A 21328-nucleotide genomic window follows, 5' to 3' on the forward strand; every position below is an offset into this window, starting at 1 on the left:
TAGGATCGTCCCATGCGCCGTTCGAAAATCGTTTGTACTCTCGGCCCCGCGGTCGACTCCCATGAACAGCTTGTCTCGCTGATCGAGGCGGGCATGAATGTGGCCCGCTTCAACTTCAGCCACGGCACGCACGACGACCACCAGGGGCGGTACGAGCGCCTGCGGGCCGCCGCCGCGGAGACCGGCCGGGCCATCGGTGTGCTCGCCGACCTCCAGGGGCCGAAGATCCGCCTGGAGACCTTCGCCGAGGGCCCGGTGGAGCTGGAGCGCGGTGACGAGTTCGTCATCACCACCGAGGACGTCCCGGGTGACAAGCAGATCTGCGGGACGACCTACAAGGGCCTGCCCGGTGACGTCGACAAGGGCGACCAGATCCTCATCAACGACGGCAACGTCGAGCTGAAGGTCACCGAGGTCGAGGGCCCCCGGGTGAAGACGATCGTCATCGAGGGCGGCGTCGTCTCCGACCACAAGGGCATCAACCTGCCCGGCGCGGCCGTGAACGTGCCGGCGCTGTCGGAGAAGGACGTCGAGGACCTCCGCTTCGCGCTGCGCATGGGCTGCGACATGGTCGCCCTGTCCTTCGTGCGGGACGCCGACGACGTGCAGGACGTGCACAAGGTCATGGACGAGGTCGGCCGCCGCGTCCCGGTCATCGCCAAGGTGGAGAAGCCGCAGGCGGTCGCCAACATGGAGGACGTCGTGCTGGCGTTCGACGCCGTGATGGTCGCGCGTGGCGACCTCGCCGTCGAGTACCCGCTCGAGAAGGTCCCGATGGTGCAGAAGCGGCTCATCGAGCTGTGCCGCCGCAACGCCAAGCCGGTGATCGTGGCGACCCAGATGATGGAGTCGATGATCACCAACTCGCGCCCGACCCGCGCCGAGGCCTCCGACGTCGCCAACGCGATCCTGGACGGGGCCGACGCGGTCATGCTGTCCGCCGAGTCGAGCGTGGGCGCGTACCCGATCGAGACCGTCAAGACGATGTCGAAGATCGTCACCGCGGCCGAGCAGGAACTGCTCGCCAAGGGCCTCCAGCCGCTCGTGCCGGGCAAGAAGCCCCGTACGCAGGGTGGTTCGGTGGCCCGTGCGGCCTGCGAGATCGCCGACTTCCTCGGTGGCAAGGGCCTGGTCGCCTTCACCCAGTCCGGCGACACCGCCCGCCGGCTGAGCCGCTATCGCGCCGCCCAGCAGATCATCGCGTTCACCACGGACGAGTCCACGCGCAACCAGATGACGCTCAGCTGGGGCGTCGAGCCGCACGTGGTGCCGTTCGTCAACAGCACCGACGAGATGGTCGAACTGGTGGACCAGGAGATCGTCAAGCTCGGTCTGTTCAGCGAGGGCGACATCGTGGTCATCACGGCCGGCTCCCCGCCCGGCGTCCCCGGCACCACCAACATGGTCCGGGTGCACCACCTCGGCGGCGGCGCGCGGGACTGACCCCGCAGACCGCCCGCAAGGGCCCTGAACGACGCCGAGGGCGCCTCCTGTGACACAGGGGGCGCCCTCGGCGCTTGTGCGGCTCCCGAACGGGCTTGTGGTGGCGTCCGGCAGAGACGCCCGGCTCAGTCGGTGACGAAGTTGTGCAGCCCCGGCACGTGCAGGGTGCCGCCGAACTGGCCGGCCTGGGTGACCTTCACCTTCGTGAAGTAGATCAGCGGGATGTTCAGCGGCGGCGGGTGCTCCGGGTCGAACGTGACCGGGATCAGACCCAGCAGGTTCCCGGAGATGCTCTCCGTGTACATCACGGTCTTGCCGTTGCGGATGGTCGACGTCGAGCCCTGGGCCGCCTGCACGTGGTAGGTCTTGCCGGACTGCTTGTCCTGCACCGTCTGGTGCAGGTCGCCGATGTCGGTGCCGTCGGAGATGACGTACTTCAGCACCTTCTTCTTGGTGCCGCCCGCCGTCTTCACCTCGACGATGCCCTGGTAGTCGGCGCCCTTCAGCAGCAGCGAGCTGGCGTTCAGGAACCACGGGTCGTCGGGCAGCGGCACGGTGTTGTCGACGCCGCCCTCCTCGTCCGTGGCGGCCGGGCAGTTCTCCGGGTCCGTGCTGGAGCTCGCGGAGGGGCTCGGCGTGGCGGTGGCCTCGTCGGTCGCGTCCTCGGCCGCCTCCGTGGCGTCCCGCGCCGCCTCGGACGCCTTGTCGGTGGCGCCCTCTGCGGTGTCCTTGACCGTGTCGGTGACCTTCTCGGTGGTCTCCTTCACGGGGTCGGACGCCTCGGAGGTCTCCTTGCCGGACGAGTCGGAGGTGTCGGAGGACGACTCCTCGCTCGCGCTCGCGGAGGCCGTCGGCGTCGGGCTCGCGCTCTCCTCGGCCGTGGAACCGCCCGTGAAGATGCCCTCGATGGCGTCGCCGATGCCCTCCAGCAGGCCGCCGCCGCTCTCGGACGGCGAGGGGGACGCCGTGGCCGTGTCGCCGGACTGGGCCTCGCTCGACTTGCTCGCGGAGGGCGAGGGCGTGGGCTCGGCCGCGTCGTCGGAACCTGAATCCGACGAAGAGGAGTCGCCCGCGGAGCCCGAAGAGCCCGAAGAGTCGGAGGAGTCCGCGGAGTCCTGGCCTTCGGTGGCCGACGGAGTGGGCTCCGCCGTCTCGTCCTTGTCCGTGGACTCGACCGGGCTCGGGGACGCGGACGCCGAGGCCTCGTCCTCCAGTGCCGCCACGCAGTCCTTGTACTCGTCCGCCGTGAGGCTGTTGGACGTCGGCTTCGTGGCGTCGCTGTCGGCCTGGGCGAGCGTCGGCGTGAACCCCATTCCCATGAGGACCGCGGTCGGCATCGCCGCCAGGGCTATCGCCTTGCCGGCCGGCATCTGGAACCTGGTGAACAGCGGCTTCTTGGGCGCCGCGTGTCGCGGCCCGGTTCTCACACGGGACTTGTCCACCTCAGTCCCGTGGGTCACCTCGTCAGCCGGCACTGTGCCTCCCGTTCGCCCCGTTCGCCGGGCTCGTTCCTGACAGATCGTTCGGCTCGCCCACCACGGGCTTGAGGATGGCGGTGTCGGGGTCGGGGTCGGCGGCACCCTCGGGTGCGCCGCCCTCGCCCGTCGTGTCCGTCTTCGCCGGAGTCGCGTCGGCGTCCCCGCCGGGCACCCAGGCCACGGCCATCGCCCCGCCCACGAGGGCGAAGAGGAAGCCGATGAGGAAGCCGCCGAGGTTGGACAGCGGGATGGACACCAGTGCCAGCAGGATCGCCGCGATGCCCGCGAAGGTGCGGACGTGCTTCTGGAACCAGAGCGTGAAGCCCAGGACCACGAGCAGCACACCGATGATCAGGGAGCTGGAGCCCCCCGCGGTCTGCATCGCCAGCGTCAGGTGGCCGATCTGGAGGTTCGCGTAAGGGAAGTAGGCGATGGGCAGTCCGCCGAGCATGACGAACAGTCCGGCCCAGAAGGGCCGCGTACCGCGCCAGGCGCGGAAGTTCCGCCGATAGACCCGGAGGTAGTGCTCGTCATGGCCGGGCGCGGCAGGAGTCTCGGCGCTCATCGAAAACAGCTCCCTGGTACGGCATTGCTGTGGTGGTGGTGCGATGGTGATGCGGTGATGTGTCGCGGTCGTGTGACCACTTGTGAAGAAAGCGGGCGGAGAGTGGACGGGCGGGGGCGCCATCGGCTCCCCCGCCCGTCAGAGAGTGCTTAGTAGCACTCCTTGACACCCGTCGACAGCGACATCTTCAGACCGCTGAGCTTGAAGGTTCCGGCGGTGGTCGCCCACGCCGTCTGCTTCACGCCGACCAGCGTGGCCTTGTCGGCCTGCTGGGCGAACCCGAAGGGGTTGGCCTGCTCGCCGCCACCCTTCATGCCCGGACCCTTGCTGGCGTCCTTGGCGGCAACACCGATGTCGATGTTCTCGAACGTCGCGTCGGCCTCGAGGTCGGCGACGTCGATGTAGAGGTTCTTGGCCTCGACCGGCTTGTTCGGGTCTTGACCCGCCCGCAGGATCAGGCTGACGTTCCCGAGGATCGGGATGTCGGGCGTGACCACGGACTGGCACAGGCTGTTGATCGTCGCGGACTTGAAGCCCGAGACGGCAACGGGGTGAACGGTCTTCTTGCCGGAGAGCGTGTAGCCCTCGTCAAGAGCGCCGTACTGCGAGAAGCCCGAACCGACGAGCTTGTCGGTCGTGACCTTGAACGACTGGCCGGAGACGCTGAACGAAGCGGCGAGAGCGCCCTGCGCGAGGGCGACACCTATCGCAGCCGTGGCGGCGACGCTGGGCACCATGACCACAGCGAACCGCTTCCATCTGGTCCCGCCACGCACCTGGGACTCCATATTTCCTCCTTCTCGGACGTACATCTCCTGACACTGGCTGCCACTGTCGGCTCGACGGCTCAGCCGGTCAGGGATGGGAGAAGTGCTACGTCCTCGGGAAGGAGAGCGCCTGAGCTCGGTGGCGCGAACCGCGCCCGAATCACCGGCGATCACCCCCGAGCGACAACCACTGGTCGCGCCTGACACGCATCACGCACAACCTTGCCGGACAGGCTTCGCCGGGTGGGCGAAGACCCCCCTGTCCAAGAGCCGGCGCCACTGCCGCCGACTCTGCTCGGTGGGGACCCAGGAACTCCCGCGACCCAACCGGCTGTCGGGGGACGGGAACGGACCGAGCGTGGCCGATCGTGGTGCATTCTCGCCGCCCGCACAAGGGGCTTCGTTACTCGGTAGTAACGGCCGGATAACCGAACAACGGCCCGCCGGTCTCGGACGACGACGCAGGGTGGCTTCAAGTGACCGGACAAATCCAGGAATCACTAGACAGAAACCGACAGAACGACAGCCTCGACTTACCCGCAGTAACTGCGGCCGCGATTACCAAGATTTGGTAAAGCGCGGCCGCTCTGACGCTCTGTCGACAAATCCTTCACTCGCGCAACATGCGCCTGCGCGTTTAGTGACTGGTCAGAACGGGGCTGGCGCCCCGCTCACGGAACCCTCAGAACAGCGCACGCGCCAACGCCCTGCGGGCGGCCGCGACCCGGGGGTCGTCACCGCCCACGACCTCGAAGAGCTCCAGGAGACGGAGCCGTACGGTGTCCCGGTCGTCACCCACCGTGCGCTGCACGGTCTCGATGAGCCGGCCGAAGGCGTCCTCGACGTGACCGCCCACCAGATCCAGGTCGGCGGCGGCGATCTGAGCCTGGGCGTCGGCGGGCCGGTCGGCGGCCTCCTTGCGCACCTGCTGCGGGTCGGCGCCCTGCACGCGCTGGAGCAACTCGGCCTGGGCGAGACCGAGTTTCGCCTCCGAGTTCACCGGATCCTGGCTCAGTACGTTCTTGTACGCCTGGACGGCACCGGCCAAGTCGCCCGCGTCCAGCGCCTGTACGGCGGCTTCGAGGAGGGCGTCGTAGGGACCGGCCGGCGCGGCGGGGACACTTTGGGCGCCGCCCGGCTCGGCGTCCGGGTCGACCGTCAGGCCGGTCAGGCCGAAGCGCTGCTCGGCTACGGCGACGAGCTGGTCGAGCGTCTCGCGGATCTGGGCCTCGCTCGCGGCGCCCTGGAAGAGGGGCAGCGCCTGTCCGGCGACGACCGCGAACACGGCGGGGATCCCCTGCACGCCGAACTGCTGCATCAGCATCTGGTTGGCGTCGACGTCGATCTTGGCGAGGAGGAGGCGGCCGTTGTACTCGACGGCGAGCCGCTCAAGGAGCGGGCTCAGCTGCTTGCAGGGCTCGCACCACTCGGCCCAGAAGTCGATGACGACGGGCACCTCGGCGGACCGCTGGAGGACGTCGCGCTCGAACCCCGCCTCATCCACATCGATGACGAGGTCGGCGGGGGACACGCCACCCGCCCCGCCCTGCTGGGCGGCCTGGGCCCGCGCCTGCTCCGCCTTCGCCTTGGCCTCCTGGGCCGCCTTCACCGCGGCGAGGTCGACGACTCCGCTCATGGACATGTTCCGTGGCTGCATGCGTCTATCCTCCCCCGTTCGGCGCGCACTGTGAAAAGCGGTCGGAAAGCCGGGCCCGGCAGGTGCTGTTCGGCGCCGGGTCCCCACCCCGCGCCTGTGGTCGTCGCTTTCGCTACGAGTCGTAGCGTAATGGCATCGGGGCCCCGCGGAACACCACCTTCCCGTGATCTCCCTCACGACCGCACACGAACCACCCGGTTATGGTCAGGGGATGCAGAGCCGCACCGCCGCCGCCCGTCCGGGACGCCCGCGCAGCGCCGCCGCTGACGCCGCGATCCTGGCGGCGACGCGTCAGGCGCTGGTCGAGCTGGGCTGGTCCAAGCTCACCCTCGGAGATGTGGCCATGCGCGCGGGGGTTGCGAAGACGACCCTGTATCGCCGCTGGTCGGGGAAGAACGAGCTGGTGGTGGACGCGGTCGCCGAGCTCTTCGACGAGCTGCGCCTGCCCGACCTGGGCAGCCTCGCGGCGGACATCGAGGGTGTGGTGCTCCAGTTCGCGGCGATCCTGGCCCGGCCGGAGGCGAAGAGTGGCCTGATGGCGGTGGTCGCGGAGTCGACCCGGGACGACGCGCTGCGCGAGCGCATCCGCGCCTCCATCGTCGACCGTCAGAAGCGGCTGGTGGTGGAGGGGCGGGCGCGGGCCCAGTGCCGGGGCGAACTGCCGCCGGAGACGGACCCCTCGGAGACCGCGCGCACGGTCGACCTCATCTTCGACATGGTCGCGGGCGCGGTGGTGCACCGCACGCTGGTGAGCAGTCACCCGGCGGACGAGGAGTGGGTGCGCGGCTTCACCCAGGTACTGCTGCTGGGCCTGACAGGGGCCGCGGCGGAGTCCGCCGGGGAGTAGCGGGGAGGGCGGCCGCGCCGCCCTCCCACCGCAGGCTCAGAAGCCCGCCGGCTCGGTGTACACCCCCCACTCGTCCCGCAGCACGTCGCAGATCTCGCCCAGGGTCGCCTCGGCGCGCACGGCCCGGAGCATCGGCTCGATCATGTTGGCGCCGCTGCGGGCGGCGTCCAGCATGGCGTCCAGCGCGGTGCGCACCGCGGCGTCGTCGCGGGCCGCCTTGCGGGTGGCCAGCACCCGGACCTGCTCGCGCTCCACCTCGTGGCTGACGCGCAGGATCTCCAGGTCACCGGTGACCGACCCGTGGTGGACGTTGACGCCGACGACCCGCTTGTCGCCCTTCTCCAGGGACCGCTGGTACTGGAAGGCGGACTCGGCGATCTCGCCGGTGAACCAGCCGTCCTCGATCCCGCGCAGGATGCCGGAGGTGATCGGGCCGATGGGGTGCCGCCCGTCGGGGTGGGCGCGCAGCCCGCGCTCCCTTATCTGCTCGAAGATCTTCTCGGCGTCGGCCTCGATCCGGTCGGTGAGCTGCTCGACGTACCAGGAACCGCCCAGCGGGTCGGCCACGTTGGCGACGCCGGTCTCCTCCATGAGGACCTGCTGGGTGCGCAGGGCGATCTCGGCGGCCTGCTCGGAGGGGAGCGCGAGGGTCTCGTCGAGGGCGTTGGTGTGCAGCGAGTTCGTGCCGCCGAGGACGGCCGCGAGCGCCTCCACGGCCGTACGCACCACGTTGTTGTACGGCTGCTGGGCGGTCAGCGAGACACCGGCGGTCTGGGTGTGGAAGCGCAGCCACTGCGCCTTGTCGCTCTTCGCGCCGTACACGTCGCGCATCCAGCGCGCCCAGATGCGGCGGGCGGCGCGGAACTTGGCGATCTCCTCGAAGAAGTCGACGTGCGCGTCGAAGAAGAAGGACAGGCCGGGGGCGAAGACGTCCACGTCGAGGCCGCGCGACAGGCCCAGCTCGACGTACCCGAATCCGTCCGCCAGCGTGTACGCCAGCTCCTGCGCGGCCGTAGCCCCGGCCTCCCGGATGTGGTAGCCGGAGACGGACAGCGGCTTGTAGGCGGGGATGCCGGCCGCGCAGTGCTCCATGAGGTCGCCGATGAGACGAAGGTGCGGCTCGGGCTGGAAGAGCCACTCCTTCTGGGCGATGTACTCCTTGAAGATGTCGGTCTGGAGCGTGCCGTTGAGGACGCCCGGGTCGACGCCCTGGCGCTCCGCCGCGACCAGGTACATGCAGAAGACGGGCACGGCCGGTCCGCTGATGGTCATGGACGTCGTCACGTCGCCCAGCGGGATGTCCTTGAACAGGACCTCCATGTCGGCGGCGGAGTCGATGGCGACCCCGCAGTGCCCGACCTCGCCGAGCGAGCGCGGGTCGTCGGAGTCGCGGCCCATGAGCGTCGGCATGTCGAAGGCGACCGAGAGACCGCCTCCGCCGTTGCCGAGGATCATCTTGTAGCGCTCGTTGGTCTGCTCGGCGTTCCCGAACCCGGCGAACTGCCGGATGGTCCACGTCCGCCCTCGGTAGCCGGTCGGATACAGCCCGCGGGTGTAGGGGTACTCCCCGGGCCATCCGATCCGCTCGAAGCCCTCGTACTCGTCACCCGGTCGGGGCCCGTACACCGGCTCCACGGGGTCGCCGGAGAGCGTGGTGAAGTCACCGTCGCGCTTGCGCGCGGCGTCGTACCGGGCCTGCCAGCGGCGGCGGCCCTCCTCGATGGCGTCAGCGTCCATACCCTCGAATTTACTAGGACGTCCAAGTAAATGTCGATGGGGGACCGCCGTACGCGTGTGTACGGCGGTGCGGTCAGGCCTTGGCGACGGCCGGGGCGGGCTCCCCGATCAGGGGTTCCACGTCGTGTGTGACTTTGCGCTCGACGAAGAAGGCGGCCAGCGGGATCGTCCCGGAGAGCAGCACCCACAGCAGCTTGCCGAACGACCACTTGGCCTTGGAGCCGAGGTCGAAGGCGAAGACCAGGTAGATGATGTAGAGGAAGCCGTGGACCTGGGAGACGGCGAAGGTGACGTCCTCGCCCATGTCGAAGCCGTACTTGAACACCATGCAGGTGCACAGCACGAGCAGCATGACGGCGGTGACGTAGGCCATCACCCGGTAGCGGGTCAGGACGCTCTTCTTCATGGGGAAGAGCGTAACCACCCGTTCCGGCAGATCTTGGCCCGGGTCAGCTCTCCTCGAAGTCGTGCGCCGAGACCCGGAGCGGGCGCAGCATCGCGAAGATCTCCGCGCACTCCTCGGCGTCGTACACCCCGAGTCCGAAGTCCATCGCCATCAGGTCACGGGTGGCCGCCTCGACCACCTCGCGGCCCTTGGCGGTGATCGAGGCGAGGGTGCCGCGCCCGTCGTTGGGATTGGGCCGCTTGTCGACCAGGCCCGACTTGACCAGCCGGTCCACGGTGTTCGTCACGGAGGTGGGGTGCACCATGAGCCGCTCGCCGATCTTGGACATCGGCAGCTCGCCGGCCTTGGAGAAGTTGAGCAGCACCAGCGCCTCGTACCGCGCGAAGGTCAGGCCGTAGGGCCTGACCACCGCGTCGACCTCGGCGAGCAGGATCTGCTGGGCGCGCATGATCGAGGTGATGGCGGCCATGGAGGGCACGTTCCCCCAGCGCTGCTTCCAGAGCTCGTCGGCGCGGGCGATGGGATCGAAGGGAAGGCTGAGCGGCTTCGGCACGCGACCGACCTTACCGGCCGGTCACATGCTGGTCAGCCCTGTCTCGCCTTTCGGTCGGTATCGGCACCGCCCGGCGCCGTCGTTCACCGTGCGGCCATCTCCTTCACCTGGAAGACCCCGGTCCAGCGGTCGTCGTGCAGGCAGGCGTTCATCGGCTCGACCAGATTCCGATGCGCGGTGCCGGTGCGCCAGCGGCGGACGGCGTCGAGGTCGGCCCACTCACTGGTGAGCAGCCACTGGGCGGGGTCGTCCAGGGAACGGCACAGCTGTTCGCCGAGGTGCCCGGGGAACTGCTCCGCCCCCGCACGCACGTCCTGGTAGGACCGTACGAACTCCGCCTCCATCCCGTCGCGCACCCGCAGCAGCCGGATCACCCGTACCCGCGCCGGGGCCGAGGTCCGGGCGGTCATGACGGGTCGAGGACGACGGGCAGCTCCGCCAGTCCGCGGAAGGCGGGGAACGGCACGGTCATCCAGCGCGCGTCCTCGGGGGCGCCGACGAGGGCCATGCGGGGGTACCGGGCGAAAAGCGTGCCCAGCGCGATCTGCATCTCCAGCCGGGCCAGGGGCGCGCCGACGCAGTAGTGCGGTCCGTAGCCGAAGGCGAGATGCGTGGCCTGGACGTTCGGGCGCCGGACGTCCAGCTCGTTCGGGGCGGTGAACATCTCCGGGTCGCGGTTGGCCCCGGTGATCGAGATCTGCACGAGCGCGCCCTTGGGGATGAGCGTGTCCCGGATGACGACGTCTTCCTTGGCGTGCCGGAACGTGGAGTTCTCCACCGAGGTCTCGAACCGGAAGATCTCCTCGATGGCCGCGTTCATCGCGCTCGCGTCCCGCAGGGCCAGTTCCTTCTGGTCCGGCCGGCTGAGCAGGTGATGGACGGCGTTCCCGATCTGGTACGCCGTCGACTTGTGGCCCGCGAAGAGCAGCACCCAGGCCGTCGAGACGAGTTCGTGGTCGGTGAGCGAGCCCTCCTGGTCCTGGGCGGTGACCAGTGCGCTGAGCAGACCGCCGTCCGGCTCGCTGCGCTTGCGCGTGCACAGGTCCACCAGATAGTCGCGCAGGTTTCCCTCGGCGATCTCCAGCTTCGCGCGCGCCTCCGGACCGAATCCGGTCTGTGCGACGGTGGCGGACCATTCCTGAGCCTGTTTCCGCTCGTTCTCCGGAACGCCCAGGAGTTCACAGATCACCTGGAGCGGAAGCGGGAAACAGAATTCCGGGAGGAGATTCACCGGCCCGCTCGTCGGGCACCGGTCGAGCAGTTCGTCGGTGATCTGCTGGACGCGCGTCCGCAGCGATTCCACCCGCTTCGGGGTGAAGGTGTTGCCGACGATCCGGCGGAGCCTGGTGTGTTTCGGCGGGTCCGAGAAGAGCATGTTGTCGTCCAGCGCGATCGACGAGTCACCGAAGATGCGGTGGTAGGCGTCGATGGCGCCGTACATGTCCTTGCTCAGCCGGGGGTCGGCGAGCGCGGCGCGGGCGTCGTCATAACGCGTGATCAGGTACGTCTGCACCCCGTGCGGCGGCGACAGCGGGCACACCGGCGCGCTCTCGCGCAGCGCGGCGTAGACGGGATGCGGGTTGGCGCGGAACTCCCGGCTGCACGACGAGGCCGCGGCCGCGGCCTCTTCGGACGACAGTGCCTCGGATTCCTCGGATGCGAACGCTTGCGTCATGACTGGTCCCCGGGTCGGCGTGAATTGGGTCGGTTCAGAGCCACCGTTTCCCGGGCCGTACCGCGCCGCAAACGGCGCTGCGCCATATGGGTCGGCTCGCCGCAACACGTATATGTCACAGCCCGACTTGGTAAACATCGACCTCGTGAGCGGACACCAAGCGGAATCTGTACCAGTTCTCATCGTCGGCGGATCCCTGGTGGGTCTTTCCACTTCGGTTTTCCTGGGCCGCCTCGGTATCGAGCACATGCTCGTGGAACGCCATGCCGCGACATCGACGCACCCACGTGGCCGCGGCAACAACGTGCGCACCATGGAGATCTACCGGACGGCCGGTCTGGAGTCACGCATCCGGGACGCGGCCCGCGTCCTCGCCGGCAACGACGGCATCCTCCAGGTGGACACCCTCGCCGGGGAGCAGCGCCGCTGGATCATCGGTGACATCTCCGGGGGCATGGACATCTCCCGGGTGAGTTCCTCGGACTGGTGCCTGTGCAGCCAGAACGATCTCGAACCGGTGCTGCTGGACTACACCCGTGAGCAGGGTGCCGACATCCGCTTCCACTCGGAGCTGCTCTCCTTCGCCGAGCACGGGGACGGCGTCGAGGCCCGGATCAGGAACCGCGACACCGGTGAGACCTACACGGTGAACGCCCAGTACCTGGTGGCCGCCGACGGACCCCGCAGCCCCATCCGGGGTCACCTGGGCATCGGCCAGTCGGGACCGGGCGAGCTGTTCCACAACGTCAGTGTCACGTTCCGCAGCAGGGCCCTGAAGGACCACGTCGGAGAGAAACGATTCGTCGTCTGCTACGTCACCGACCCCGAGGGCGAGGGCGCCCTGCTGCCGGTGGACAACGAGGAACGCTGGGTGATCCACGTGCCCTGGCGCCCCGACCGGCGCGAGGAGCTGGAGGACTTCACCGACGAACGGCTCGCCGCGCACATCCGCGCCGCCGTCGGCGTCCCCGACATCGACGTCGAGATCACCGGCAAGGCACCCTGGCACGCCTCGAAGCGGGTCGCCGACAGCTACGGCGAGGGCCGGGTCTTCCTGGCCGGCGACTCCGCCCACGAGATGCCGCCCACCGGGGCGTTCGGCTCCAACACCGGTATCCAGGACGGTCACAACCTCGCCTGGAAACTGGCCGCGGTGCTGCACGGCTGGGCCTGCCCCTCGCTGCTCGACAGCTACGAGCTCGAACGCCGGCCCGTCGCCCTCGCGACCGGCACGCGCGCGTGCGTGCAGGCGGCCGACGAGCAGCACCCGGGCTTCAGCCCCGGCGCCGGACGCAACGACGATCCGGGGGACCTGATGACGGTCGCCCTGTGCTACCGGTACGCGTCGAACGCCGTGGTGGGTGCCCCGCCGGAGCGGCCGATCGTCCCCGACGCCTTCCAGCTCGGCGGCGAGCCGGGAACCCGCGCGCCCCACATGTGGGTCATGCGCGGGGACACCAGGATCTCCACCCTTGACCTGTACGAGCGTTCCTTCGTGCTGCTCGCCGGGTCCGGCGGGCAGAAGTGGCGGGCCGCGGTGGAGCGGGCCTCCACCAATCTGGGCGTGCCCATCGAGGCGTACCTGGTGGGCACGGGTCCCGATCACGACCTGGCCCCCGAACGGGACTCCGACTGGGCCGAGCTGCACGGCACGGCCGAGGACGGCGCGGTGCTCGTACGCCCCGACGGCTTCGTCGCCTGGCGGGCGGACGCGGCGATGCCGGACGCCGATCGCGTGCTGACGAACGTGATGCAGGGCGTGCTCTGCCGGGACTGAGCCGGGCGCCCCTGAAGAATTCCTCCCCTTCTCGACACACCACCCCGAGGACGTTGCTATGAGCCTTGCCGGACGCATCGACGTCCACCATCACTTCACCGCCCCGGCCTGGCTGGACTGGGCGGAGGCACGAGGTGCGGTCAGCCGCGACAGGCTGCCCTGGTGGACCCGCTGGGACGTGAACGCGGCACTGGAGGTCATGGACAAGACGGGGATCGGCACCTCCGTCATGACCGTCGCGATGCTGGGCCGGCTGCGCGAGCGCGCCGAGCGCCAGGAGAGCGCCCGGGTCGCCCTGCGGGCGGCGGCCGACGTCGTCGAGGCCCACCCCGGCCGGTTCGCCTTCTTCACGCCCGTCTTCCTCGACGACCTGGAGCTGTCCTCGTGGAGCGTGCGGCACGGCCTCGACGAACTCGGCGCCATCGGGGTGAGCACGCGCACCAGCATGGACGGCGTCTTCCTCGGCGACGAGTCGCACGACCGGCTGCTGCAGGAGCTGAACGAGCGGCACGCGGTCATCAGCACGCACCCCATGGACGTGCCGGCCGGCAAGGACGGCGCCGCGGGGCTGCCGGGGATGCCGCCCTTCGTGTGCGACTTCCTGCTGGACACCACCCGCGCGGCCATCAACCTCATCCGCAACGGCACCCTGGACCGCTATCCGAACCTCAGCTTCATCCTTCCGCACGGCGGGGGCTTCCTCCCCTACATGGCCACCCGGCTCGACCTCTTCGGCGGGCGGATCACTCCCCCGATCGAGCCCGGCCGGGTCCGTGACCACCTGCACCGGTTCTACTTCGACACCGCGGGCCCCATGTCCCCCTCGGCCACGCCCACCCTGCTGGCGACGGTCGACCCGGACCGCATCCTGTTCGGCACCGACTGGCCGCCCACGCCCTCGCACGTCATCGTCGACAGCGTGGTGCCCGCCCTGGACGGCGACGCCTTCCTGTCGGAGGAGCTGCTCCAGGGCATCAACCGGGAGAACGCGCTGCGTCTGATGCCGTCGCTGGCGCGGCAGTAGCCGGACGAACGAAGGAGGCCGCCGCCCGGGTCCGGGCGGCGGCCTCCTTCGTCGGTTCGGTCAGTGCTTCTCCCAGTGGTAGAAGCAGCGCGCCATCGCGTCCTTCGGGCTCCGCCAGGTCTCGGGGTCGTACGGGCTGACGAAGGGTTCGAGCCGCTTGCTGATGCCGACGAACTCGGGGTGCCCTGCCACCTTGGCGATCGCCGGGCCCGGGTCCTGGTCGGACTCGATGAAGTGCATGTACACATCGCCGAACTGGAACAGGGAGCGCTGCCGCACGCCGACGAGGTGCGGGAGCTCGCCGCTGTCGGAGTCCGCGAAGACACCGGCGATGTCCTTGGCCGAGTGCGGGGACATCCGGGCGACGATCAGGCCGTGGTGCATGCCGCCTCCACACGGTCGCGGATGAGGGCCATCTGGATGGGCGAGTTGCGGTTGATGATGTCGGTCATCCCGGCGTCGTCGACCGGAGCCTCGGGCTTCATGGCGAAGTCCTGCGTCCAGTGCATGCGGGTGCCGGCCGGCGTCTCCTCGTACTCCCACACGATGTCCATGAACGCGAAGGGACCGGTCTCGACGCGGTGGGCCCGCACGATGCGCTTGTCGCGGTCGGCGGTCCGTTCCGAGACCCAGCTCCACACCTTGCCGTTCTCGTCGGGGTGCATGGTCAGTCGGAAGGTCACCGTGTCGCCCTCGCGGGACAGCACCTCGCAGGAGGCGTACTCGCTGAACAGCTGCGGCCAGCGGTCCAGGTCGTTCGTCATGTCCCAGACGAGGTCGAAGGGAGCGGCGATGGTGATCTCGTTCTCGGTGTGTCCGGCCACTTCAGGCTCCTGTCGTGAGGGCGCCGTTGACAAGGTCGAGGAAGGCGCGGGGGCTCTTGCAGCGCTCGGCGTCGGTGGGCAGCGCCCGGCCGTGCCGGTTCTCCAGCTCGCCGACGATGCCGAGGAGGCCGAGCGAGTCCAGTCCGAACTCGGCGAAGGGGGCGTCCGCCCGGCTCTGGAGTTCGTGCGGGTCGACGGTCACGCCGGCGCCCTTCTTCATCAGCGCGGCCAGGTCTGCGAAGGTCACTTGGTTCACTTCGGTGGTCATGAGGGTTCTCCTTGTCTTTCTAGGCGTCCTGCGCCGGGCCCCGGCGCAGGACCAGTGCCGCGTTGGAGCCCATGAGTCCCCGGCTGAGGACCAGGGCCGTGCGCAGCTCGGCCGGGCGCGCCGTGGCGGTCACCAGGTCGATGTCGTGGCAGATGTCGAAGACACCCGGTGTCGGCGGGATCTGCCCGTGCTCCATGGCCTGCACCGCGGCCGCGATGTCCAGCAGGGGCGCGCCGCAGTACGACCGTCCGATGCCGGCCTTGGGGGCCGTGACCGGCACACGGGTGCCGTGCGGGCCGAGGGCGTCGGCCAGGGCCAGTGCCTCGGCGCGGTCGGCCTCGGGGACGCCGAGCGCGTCGGCGAAGACCACGTCGATCTCCTCCGGGGCGCAGCCGGCCTCGTCGAGGGCGCCGCGGATGGCGTGCGCGAGCCCCTCCCGCGACCGGTCCCAGCGCGAGGCGCCGGTGAAGGTGGCGGCGTGCCCGGCGACGGTGGCGCGTACGGCCGTGTTCCGGCGCCGGGCCCGCTCCAGGTCCTCCACGACCAGCACGGCACCGCCCTCGGCGGGTACGAAGCCGCAGGCCGCCGAGGTGAAGGGGCGGTAGGCGCGGGCCGGGTCCTCGACGGTGCTGAGCTCGCGGTAGCCGAGCTGGCAGACCCCCGAGTAGGGGGCGAGCGGGGCTTCGGCGGCGCCGACGACGACCACGTCCGTGCCGCGGCCGACGGCGCGGGCGGCGTGCGCGACCGCGTCCAGGCCGCCCGCCTCGTCGCTGGCCACCACGCCGCAGGGGCCCTTGAAGCCCTTGCGGATGGATATCTGGCCGGTGCTGGCCGCGTAGAACCAGGCGATGGACTGGTACGGCCCGACGAACCGGGAGCCCTGTCCCCACAGTTTCTGGAGTTCGCGCTGGCCGAACTCGCCGCCGCCGGACCCGGCCGCGGTGACGACGCCGACGGAGTACGGTGCGTCGGCCCAGGCGTCCTGGGCGATCCCCGCGTCCTTCAGGGCGGCGTCGGCGGCCGCGAGGGCGAAGTGGGTGAACTTGTCGGTCTGGACGAGGAAGGTCTCCTCGATCAGCGCCGTCGGGTCGAATCCGCGTACCTCGCCGGCGACGCGGAGCGGCAGGTGCTCGCAGCCCTCCCGGGTGACCCGGTCCAGGACGCTCGCGCCCTCCTTGACGTTCTTCCAGTACGTGTCGGCGTGCAGGCCGTTCGGGGCGACCACGCCGATGCCCGTGACGGCGGTCCGCCGGGCGCGTGGACCACTCATCGTCGTCTCCTCCCACTCGGCCCCGTCAGGAGCACCGCGGACTGGAACCCGCCGAAGCCGCTACCCACGGACAGCACGTTGTCGAGCCGGCGGGAGCGCGCGGTGCGCGGGACGTAGTCCAGGTCGCACTCGGGGTCCGGGGTCTCGTAGTTGGCGGTCGGCGGCACCACCTGCCGGGCCAGCGCGAGGACACAGGCGACGACCTCGATCGCGCCGATCGCGCCCAGCGAGTGGCCCACCATGGACTTGATGGAGCTCATGGGCGTCTCGTAGGCGTGCGAGCCCAGGGACTTCTTCACGGCCGCCGTCTCGTGCCGGTCGTTCTGGCGGGTGCCGGAACCGTGCGCGTTGACGTAGTCGATCTCCGTGGGGTTCACGCGCGCGTGGTCGAGCGCCTCGTCGATGGCCCTCGCCATCTCCAGGCCCTCACTGGTCAGACCGGTCATGTGGTAGGCGTTGCCGAAGGTGGCGTAGCCGCCGATCTCGCAGTAGACGTGCGCGCCGCGGGCGCGCGCGTGCTCCAGGTCCTCCAGTACGAGGACGGCCGCGCCCTCGCCCATCACAAAGCCGTCGCGGTGGGCGTCGAAGGGGCGGGAGGCGTGCTCCGGGTCGTCGTTGTTGGGCGACGTGGCCTTGATGGCGTCGAAGCAGGCCATGGTGATCGGGGAGATCGGGGAGTCCGAGGCCCCGGCGAGGCAGATGTCGGCGCGGCCCTCCTCGATGGTGTGGAAGGCGTAGCCCACGGCGTCGAGTCCGGAGGTGCAGCCGGTGGACACGGTCTGCACCGGGCCCTGGGCGCCGAACCGTTCGGCGACGTCGGCCGCCAGCGTGCTGGGCGAGAACGCCCGGTGCAGCTGGGGCTCCGCGGCGCGATGGTCGACGTCCCAGCGCTGTCCGCCCGCACTGACCAGGACGTAGTCGTGTTCCAGCCGGGTGGTGCCGCCCACCGCGCTGCCCAGGGAAACGGCCACGCGCCAGGGGTCCTCCGCGGCGAAGTCGACGCCGCTGTCGGTCACGGCCTCCTGGGCCGCGGCCAGGGCGAACTGTATGTACCGGTCGGCGCGTTCGCCGATGTCCGCGTCGAGGCCGTGCGCGAGCGGGTCGAAGTCGCACTCGGCGGCTATCCGCGAGCGCAGGCCCTCGGGGTCGAACAGGGTGATGCCACGGGTCGCCGTACGGCCGTTGGACAGCAGGTCCCAGAACGCGGGGACCCCGATCCCGCCGGGGGCGACCACACCTATGCCGGTGACCGCCACGCGCCGGGTCACGACAGCACCCCGGGCCGTGCTGGGCTCGCTCCCTCTTCCTGGACGAGCGGATAGGGCTTGACGTCGTCGCTGATCTCCGGGGCCTCGGTGTCCACGTGGCCGAGCTTCGGGTTGGGTGCGAGCGGGCCCAGGTGGAAGATCATCCGGGCCTCCTCGTCACCGACGTTGCGGAAGCGGTGCCGCATGTCGATGGGGATCATGAGGCCCTGGTCGGCACGGAGGGGAAACGTTTCACCATCCAGGTCGACCTCCAGCCGGCCCTCGACGACGTAGATGAACTCCTCGGAGTACGGGTGGTAGTGCTCGCTGATGCGTTCGCCGGGCCGCATGATGGCCAGGCCCATGAAGCCGCTCGTCGCACCCACCGTGACAGGGGTGAGCAGGGTGCGAAGGTCGCCGCCGCGCTTGCGGTTGGGCTCGATCTCGTTGAGGTCCACGACGCGCGGGCGCATCTTGTCCATGGTCTTGTCTCCAGGTCGTTCGATGAGGTGTCGGTCCCCGCGCCGTCAGGACTGCGCGGCCCTGCGGTCGGTGATCAGCGCCATGCCGGCGTGCGCCAGGAGGCGGTTGGCGTCCCGTGCGCCGGTGAGCGGTCCGGTGACGCCGAGCGCCTCGCCGTCCAGCAGACGTGCCAGGACGGCGGCCTTCCTGGGGCCGTGGATGCCGAGCGCCATCACCGGATCGGTCTCGGGATCGCCCTGTACGTCGATGAGGCGGACGACGATGTCCTCGCGCTGGAAGACGGTGCTGCGGTGGACGGGGGAAGCGGGGTCGGCCGCGGCCGCCTCGTCCTGCCGGGCGAGCAGCCGGGCCAGCGCCGTCCCGCAGCCCTGTCCGGCCGGGTAGTACAGGGCCTCGCGCCTGAGGTCGCCGGGTTCCGGGCCGCCGCGCGCCACGTGGTGGACGGGCGGCATGGCGGCACGGATGAAGAAGGTCCGCGCGGACTCGGGATCGGTCAGGTCCCGGTCCTGCTCCAGATAGGGGTTGATGGCCTCCTCGACGGCCCGCACCTCGGGCTGACGGGAGACGTGGCGCAGCGCCGCGGTCAGATCGCCCTCCACCTCCACGGTGCGCACCACCCGGTTGCCGTGCATGAACAGGGTGGTGCGGCGCAGCCGCGTGGTGGCGTCGACGCGGGACTCCGGCGGCGCGTACCCGGCGAGGATCTCGGCGACCTTGGACTCGGAGCCGGGCTTGACGGTGAAGGTCAGGGCATGGCGGATCACGCCGTCGCCCTCGCGCGGCGCCGACTGCAGTGCGCCGGCCCGGGGCCGGTCGACGCCGGTCTCGCGGACGATGCCGTAGCGCATCGAGCGCAGCTCCCGCACACAGCTCTGCAACGGCCGGACCGTCTCGAGGTGGTCGTCGCTGTTCACCCAGGCGAGGTACGGCGGGGCGGTCTCCCATTCGCTCGTGATGACCCACTGGGAGGGGTTCTCCACGGACTGGCACAACTGGTCACCGAGGTGACCGGGCACCGAGGCGACACGGTCACGCATCTGCTCGTACGCGTCCAGGAACTGTTGCTGGGCACCCTCGTGGAGGTCGACGAGCAGGAGGACGCGCATCCTGGAGCCGTCGAACGCCGACTGGGACGTGTAGGGCGAAGTGGTCATCCGGCAGACCCTTCCTTCGCGGGAGCAAGTGGCGGCCGTCCCTGTCCACCAGCGCGAACGCGGGTTTCGGCCCTGAGCCTTCATCGTGGGACAGGGCCTTGGGGTCCGCGAGCCACGCGGGCCAATTGAGGGAACTGCCCGCCGGGCAGGCCGGGATGCGTGTCCACGAGCACAGCAGGACGAACCGGGGCGCCTGCTCCCGCCCGGCCCCCGGAACGCCGAAGTCCCCGCTCATGGCGGGGACTTGGGGACAGGCATGGGCTGCGGGGCCGCCGGACGGCTCCCGTGCCCGCCTACTCGGCGAGGTGGCGCTCGACCGTCTCCACCTTGGAGGTGAGGCCGTCCGTCACACCGGGACGGATGTCCGCCTTGAGGACCAGGGACACCCGCGGCGCCCGCGCCTCGACGGCGGCGACGGCACGCCGGACGACATCCATGACCTCGTCCCAGTCACCCTCGATCGAGGTGAACATCGCGTCGGTGCGGTGGGGCAGCCCCGACTCGCGGACCACACGCACGGCGTCGGCGACGTACTCCCCCACGTCCTCGCCGACGCCGAGCGGCGTCACGGAAAACGCGACGATCATGCGCCCACGACCCCTTCCTTGCGGGCGCGGGAGGCGATGACTGCGTTCTCGGCCTCCCGCCGGAGCCTGCGGTCGGCGAAGAAGCCGCCGGTCGGCAGGACGGAGAGGACGAAGTACAGCGCCGCGGTCCTCAGCGGCCACTTGGCGCGGTTCCAGGCGTCCGCCCAGAAGATCACGTACAGGACGAAGAGCACGCCGTGGACCATGCCCATCACGGGCACCGCGTTGAAGTCCGTGGTCCGCTTCAGCACCGAGCAGACGAGCAGGAGCAGGAACGACACCGCCTCGGGGGCCGAGACGAGGCGGAGGCGGCGGAGGGCGGTGGCGGTCTTGATGTCCACGGGTCACCTTCGGTGGGGTCGGTCGGGAGAGACGTCGGTCGGCTCGGCTCAGCTTGTGAACACAAGCACAAACGCTCGTCCATTGTGGCAAACCCCGGCCGGCGCTCCGGGCCCGGGGTCCGGGAGGGTGACAAGGGCTCCCGCACGGGAGACGGTGGTGCGCACCGACCCGGGGAGTTCGCGTGCAGTTCCTCTTCTTCATGACCCTGCCGGGGCTCGTGGTGCTGCTCACCGCGGCGGCCTTCGTCGATCAGCTGCTGCTGCGGGCCGGCCGGGCCGGGCGGCTGCCCTGGCGCAACACCGCGCGGCAGGGCCAGGTCTCCGCGACCGGCTTCGAGCAGCTGCACGCCTGCTTCTCCCCCGGCAAGCAGAGCGAGCTGGAGGAGCGGCGCAGCGCCCTGGTGATGCGGGACGACGAGGAGGACGGTGCGCCGCCGCGGTCGACGGTGGACCTGCGCGGCGGGACGGCCGTCATCCGGCTGCGAAGGGACGAAACCCGCCGAGCCGGGATCTAAGGGTCCCGTCAGGGGTGAAGTCAACCTTTGGGATCTGTCGGTGGCGGGCACCGGCGGTTTACCGTCGCTCCGTGGCGATGTTCCGACTCCAGGGAAGCAAGGTGCTCGCCGTCGACATGACCGGGGACGCCGTGAAGGCGAAGAACGGCTCGATGGTCGCGTACGACGGGCAGATGGCCTTCAAGAAGATGAGCGGCGGCGGTGAGGGTCTGCGCGGCATGGTGACCCGGCGCCTGACCGGTGAGCAGATGACGGTGATGGAGGTGAAGGGGCAAGGGACGTGCTGGTTCGCCGACCGCGCCTCCGAGATCAACCTCGTGAACCTCCAGGGCGACAAGCTGTACGTCGAGTCGAGCAACCTGCTCGCGACCGACGCCGGGCTGCGCACCGGCACCTCCTTCACGGGGCTGCGCGGTGCCTCACAGGGCAACGGCCTGTTCACCACCACCGTCGAGGGGCACGGGCAGGCGGCGATCATGTCGGACGGACCGGCCGTGGTGCTGCGGGTCAGCGCGCAGTACCCGCTGACCGTCGACCCGGGGGCCTATGTGGCCCACCAGGGGAATCTGCGGCAGTCCTTCCAGTCCGGTGTGACGTTCCGCACGCTCATGGGCGAGGGCGGTGGCGAGGCCTTCCAGATCCGGTTCGAGGGGGACGGCCTGGTGTACGTACAGCCGAGCGAGCGGAACACGATCGCGGGGGACGTGTGA

General features: G+C 70.1%; 24 protein-coding genes. 6 read left to right on the forward strand and 18 right to left on the reverse strand.

Annotated elements, in window-relative coordinates; genetic code table 11:
* The first annotated feature begins 12 nt into the window (after positions 1-12).
* Positions 13-1443, forward strand: coding sequence for a pyruvate kinase (pyk, locus tag AC3ETA_RS03845; protein ID WP_432191384.1), 1431 nt, complete (start codon positions 13-15; stop codon positions 1441-1443).
* A gap of 125 nt (positions 1444-1568) precedes the next feature.
* Here the strand turns inward: pyk and AC3ETA_RS03850 are convergent, their stop codons facing one another.
* The 4 genes from AC3ETA_RS03850 to AC3ETA_RS03865 form a co-directional block, all read right to left on the reverse strand.
* The gene (locus tag AC3ETA_RS03850) at positions 1569-2918 is read right to left on the reverse strand and encodes a hypothetical protein (protein WP_432191385.1); all 1350 of its coding nucleotides are present in this window, start codon (positions 2916-2918) and stop codon (positions 1569-1571) included.
* The gene (locus AC3ETA_RS03855; RefSeq protein WP_432191386.1) at positions 2908-3486 is read right to left on the reverse strand and encodes a DUF6114 domain-containing protein; all 579 of its coding nucleotides are present in this window, start codon (positions 3484-3486) and stop codon (positions 2908-2910) included. The genes AC3ETA_RS03850 and AC3ETA_RS03855 overlap by 11 nt, the downstream gene beginning before the upstream one ends.
* A gap of 149 nt (positions 3487-3635) precedes the next feature.
* Positions 3636-4274, reverse strand: a complete 639-nt coding sequence (locus tag AC3ETA_RS03860) for a DUF6230 family protein (RefSeq protein WP_432191387.1) — start codon at positions 4272-4274, stop codon at positions 3636-3638.
* A 661-nt stretch (positions 4275-4935) separates the two neighbouring features.
* Positions 4936-5910 (reverse strand): tetratricopeptide repeat protein, encoded by a 975-nt coding sequence (locus tag AC3ETA_RS03865; protein WP_432191388.1) that lies wholly within the window; start codon positions 5908-5910, stop codon positions 4936-4938.
* Positions 5911-6121: 211 nt separating this feature from the next.
* Between AC3ETA_RS03865 and AC3ETA_RS03870 the strand changes: the two genes are divergently transcribed.
* Positions 6122-6757: a TetR/AcrR family transcriptional regulator gene (locus AC3ETA_RS03870; protein WP_432191389.1), complete on the forward strand. Its 636-nt coding sequence runs from the start codon at positions 6122-6124 to the stop codon at positions 6755-6757.
* A gap of 36 nt (positions 6758-6793) precedes the next feature.
* On the opposite strand, the gene icmA is transcribed toward AC3ETA_RS03870, so the two are convergent.
* From icmA to AC3ETA_RS03895, 5 genes are all read right to left on the reverse strand, one after another.
* On the reverse strand, positions 6794-8494 hold the full coding sequence (icmA, locus tag AC3ETA_RS03875; RefSeq protein ID WP_432191390.1) for a coenzyme B12-dependent isobutyryl-CoA mutase large subunit: 1701 nt from the start codon (positions 8492-8494) through the stop codon (positions 6794-6796).
* A gap of 73 nt (positions 8495-8567) precedes the next feature.
* A complete protein-coding gene (locus tag AC3ETA_RS03880) occupies positions 8568-8900 on the reverse strand; it encodes a DUF3817 domain-containing protein (protein WP_107902692.1) in 333 nt (110 codons plus the stop codon).
* Positions 8901-8943: 43 nt separating this feature from the next.
* Positions 8944-9453, reverse strand: a complete 510-nt coding sequence (locus AC3ETA_RS03885) for a MarR family winged helix-turn-helix transcriptional regulator (RefSeq protein WP_030950662.1) — start codon at positions 9451-9453, stop codon at positions 8944-8946.
* An 83-nt stretch (positions 9454-9536) separates the two neighbouring features.
* Complete coding sequence (locus AC3ETA_RS03890) at positions 9537-9863, reverse strand: antibiotic biosynthesis monooxygenase family protein (protein WP_432191391.1); 327 nt, start codon at positions 9861-9863, stop codon at positions 9537-9539.
* Positions 9860-11128, reverse strand: a complete 1269-nt coding sequence (locus AC3ETA_RS03895; RefSeq protein ID WP_432191392.1) for a cytochrome P450 family protein — start codon at positions 11126-11128, stop codon at positions 9860-9862. The genes AC3ETA_RS03890 and AC3ETA_RS03895 overlap by 4 nt, the downstream gene beginning before the upstream one ends.
* A gap of 112 nt (positions 11129-11240) precedes the next feature.
* Here AC3ETA_RS03895 and AC3ETA_RS03900 point away from each other — a divergent pair, with 112 nt between their 5' ends.
* On the forward strand, positions 11241-12905 hold the full coding sequence (locus AC3ETA_RS03900; protein WP_432191393.1) for an FAD-dependent oxidoreductase: 1665 nt from the start codon (positions 11241-11243) through the stop codon (positions 12903-12905).
* Positions 12906-12963: 58 nt separating this feature from the next.
* The gene (locus AC3ETA_RS03905; RefSeq protein ID WP_432191394.1) at positions 12964-13929 is read left to right on the forward strand and encodes an amidohydrolase family protein; all 966 of its coding nucleotides are present in this window, start codon (positions 12964-12966) and stop codon (positions 13927-13929) included.
* 60 nt (positions 13930-13989) lie between these two features.
* On the opposite strand, the gene AC3ETA_RS03910 is transcribed toward AC3ETA_RS03905, so the two are convergent.
* From AC3ETA_RS03910 to AC3ETA_RS03950, 9 genes are all read right to left on the reverse strand, one after another.
* On the reverse strand, positions 13990-14313 hold the full coding sequence (locus AC3ETA_RS03910; protein WP_030950667.1) for a TcmI family type II polyketide cyclase: 324 nt from the start codon (positions 14311-14313) through the stop codon (positions 13990-13992).
* Positions 14298-14753 carry an SRPBCC family protein gene (locus AC3ETA_RS03915; RefSeq protein WP_432191395.1) on the reverse strand — a complete coding sequence of 152 codons (456 nt, stop codon included), beginning with the start codon at positions 14751-14753 and terminating at the stop codon, positions 14298-14300. The genes AC3ETA_RS03910 and AC3ETA_RS03915 overlap by 16 nt, the downstream gene beginning before the upstream one ends.
* A 1-nt stretch (position 14754) precedes the next feature.
* A complete protein-coding gene (locus AC3ETA_RS03920) occupies positions 14755-15021 on the reverse strand; it encodes an acyl carrier protein (RefSeq protein WP_432191396.1) in 267 nt (88 codons plus the stop codon).
* A 19-nt stretch (positions 15022-15040) separates the two neighbouring features.
* Positions 15041-16291 (reverse strand): ketosynthase chain-length factor, encoded by a 1251-nt coding sequence (locus AC3ETA_RS03925; RefSeq protein ID WP_432191397.1) that lies wholly within the window; start codon positions 16289-16291, stop codon positions 15041-15043.
* Positions 16288-17559, reverse strand: a complete 1272-nt coding sequence (locus AC3ETA_RS03930) for a beta-ketoacyl-[acyl-carrier-protein] synthase family protein (RefSeq protein ID WP_432191398.1) — start codon at positions 17557-17559, stop codon at positions 16288-16290. The genes AC3ETA_RS03925 and AC3ETA_RS03930 overlap by 4 nt, the downstream gene beginning before the upstream one ends.
* Positions 17556-18020, reverse strand: coding sequence for a cupin domain-containing protein (locus AC3ETA_RS03935; RefSeq protein WP_432191399.1), 465 nt, complete (start codon positions 18018-18020; stop codon positions 17556-17558). Before AC3ETA_RS03935 ends, AC3ETA_RS03930 begins: the two co-directional genes overlap by 4 nt.
* A 45-nt stretch (positions 18021-18065) precedes the next feature.
* A complete protein-coding gene (locus AC3ETA_RS03940) occupies positions 18066-19175 on the reverse strand; it encodes a SchA/CurD-like domain-containing protein (RefSeq protein WP_432191400.1) in 1110 nt (369 codons plus the stop codon).
* Between the two features lie 293 nt (positions 19176-19468).
* The gene (locus tag AC3ETA_RS03945; protein ID WP_432191401.1) at positions 19469-19762 is read right to left on the reverse strand and encodes an MTH1187 family thiamine-binding protein; all 294 of its coding nucleotides are present in this window, start codon (positions 19760-19762) and stop codon (positions 19469-19471) included.
* Entirely contained in the window at positions 19759-20103 is a 345-nt protein-coding gene (locus AC3ETA_RS03950; RefSeq protein WP_432191402.1) for a DUF3817 domain-containing protein, read from the reverse strand. Before AC3ETA_RS03950 ends, AC3ETA_RS03945 begins: the two co-directional genes overlap by 4 nt.
* A 182-nt stretch (positions 20104-20285) precedes the next feature.
* On the opposite strand from AC3ETA_RS03950, the gene AC3ETA_RS03955 reads away from it, so the two are divergent.
* Both AC3ETA_RS03955 and AC3ETA_RS03960 read left to right on the forward strand, forming a co-directional pair.
* Complete coding sequence (locus AC3ETA_RS03955; RefSeq protein ID WP_432191403.1) at positions 20286-20618, forward strand: DUF6191 domain-containing protein; 333 nt, start codon at positions 20286-20288, stop codon at positions 20616-20618.
* A gap of 77 nt (positions 20619-20695) precedes the next feature.
* Positions 20696-21328 carry an AIM24 family protein gene (locus tag AC3ETA_RS03960; RefSeq protein WP_432191603.1) on the forward strand — a complete coding sequence of 211 codons (633 nt, stop codon included), beginning with the start codon at positions 20696-20698 and terminating at the stop codon, positions 21326-21328.

The organism is Streptomyces sp. bgisy027 (assembly GCF_057710365.1).

Excerpts from the sequence above, each read along its gene's own strand:
- pyk (WP_432191384.1), top strand. The coding sequence starts at position 13 with ATGCGCCGTTCGAAAATCGTTTGTACTCTCGGCCCCGCGGTCGACTCC.
- AC3ETA_RS03855 (WP_432191386.1), bottom strand. The coding sequence starts at position 3,486 with ATGAGCGCCGAGACTCCTGCCGCGCCCGGCCATGACGAGCACTACCTC.
- AC3ETA_RS03860 (WP_432191387.1), bottom strand. The coding sequence starts at position 4,274 with ATGGAGTCCCAGGTGCGTGGCGGGACCAGATGGAAGCGGTTCGCTGTG.
- AC3ETA_RS03865 (WP_432191388.1), bottom strand. The coding sequence starts at position 5,910 with ATGCAGCCACGGAACATGTCCATGAGCGGAGTCGTCGACCTCGCCGCG.
- AC3ETA_RS03870 (WP_432191389.1), top strand. The coding sequence starts at position 6,122 with ATGCAGAGCCGCACCGCCGCCGCCCGTCCGGGACGCCCGCGCAGCGCC.
- icmA (WP_432191390.1), bottom strand. The coding sequence starts at position 8,494 with ATGGACGCTGACGCCATCGAGGAGGGCCGCCGCCGCTGGCAGGCCCGG.
- AC3ETA_RS03880 (WP_107902692.1), bottom strand. The coding sequence starts at position 8,900 with ATGAAGAAGAGCGTCCTGACCCGCTACCGGGTGATGGCCTACGTCACC.
- AC3ETA_RS03890 (WP_432191391.1), bottom strand. The coding sequence starts at position 9,863 with ATGACCGCCCGGACCTCGGCCCCGGCGCGGGTACGGGTGATCCGGCTG.
- AC3ETA_RS03895 (WP_432191392.1), bottom strand. The coding sequence starts at position 11,128 with ATGACGCAAGCGTTCGCATCCGAGGAATCCGAGGCACTGTCGTCCGAA.
- AC3ETA_RS03900 (WP_432191393.1), top strand. The coding sequence starts at position 11,241 with ATGTCACAGCCCGACTTGGTAAACATCGACCTCGTGAGCGGACACCAA.
- AC3ETA_RS03905 (WP_432191394.1), top strand. The coding sequence starts at position 12,964 with ATGAGCCTTGCCGGACGCATCGACGTCCACCATCACTTCACCGCCCCG.
- AC3ETA_RS03910 (WP_030950667.1), bottom strand. The coding sequence starts at position 14,313 with ATGCACCACGGCCTGATCGTCGCCCGGATGTCCCCGCACTCGGCCAAG.
- AC3ETA_RS03920 (WP_432191396.1), bottom strand. The coding sequence starts at position 15,021 with ATGACCACCGAAGTGAACCAAGTGACCTTCGCAGACCTGGCCGCGCTG.
- AC3ETA_RS03925 (WP_432191397.1), bottom strand. The coding sequence starts at position 16,291 with ATGAGTGGTCCACGCGCCCGGCGGACCGCCGTCACGGGCATCGGCGTG.
- AC3ETA_RS03935 (WP_432191399.1), bottom strand. The coding sequence starts at position 18,020 with ATGGACAAGATGCGCCCGCGCGTCGTGGACCTCAACGAGATCGAGCCC.
- AC3ETA_RS03940 (WP_432191400.1), bottom strand. The coding sequence starts at position 19,175 with ATGACCACTTCGCCCTACACGTCCCAGTCGGCGTTCGACGGCTCCAGG.
- AC3ETA_RS03945 (WP_432191401.1), bottom strand. The coding sequence starts at position 19,762 with ATGATCGTCGCGTTTTCCGTGACGCCGCTCGGCGTCGGCGAGGACGTG.
- AC3ETA_RS03960 (WP_432191603.1), top strand. The coding sequence starts at position 20,696 with ATGTTCCGACTCCAGGGAAGCAAGGTGCTCGCCGTCGACATGACCGGG.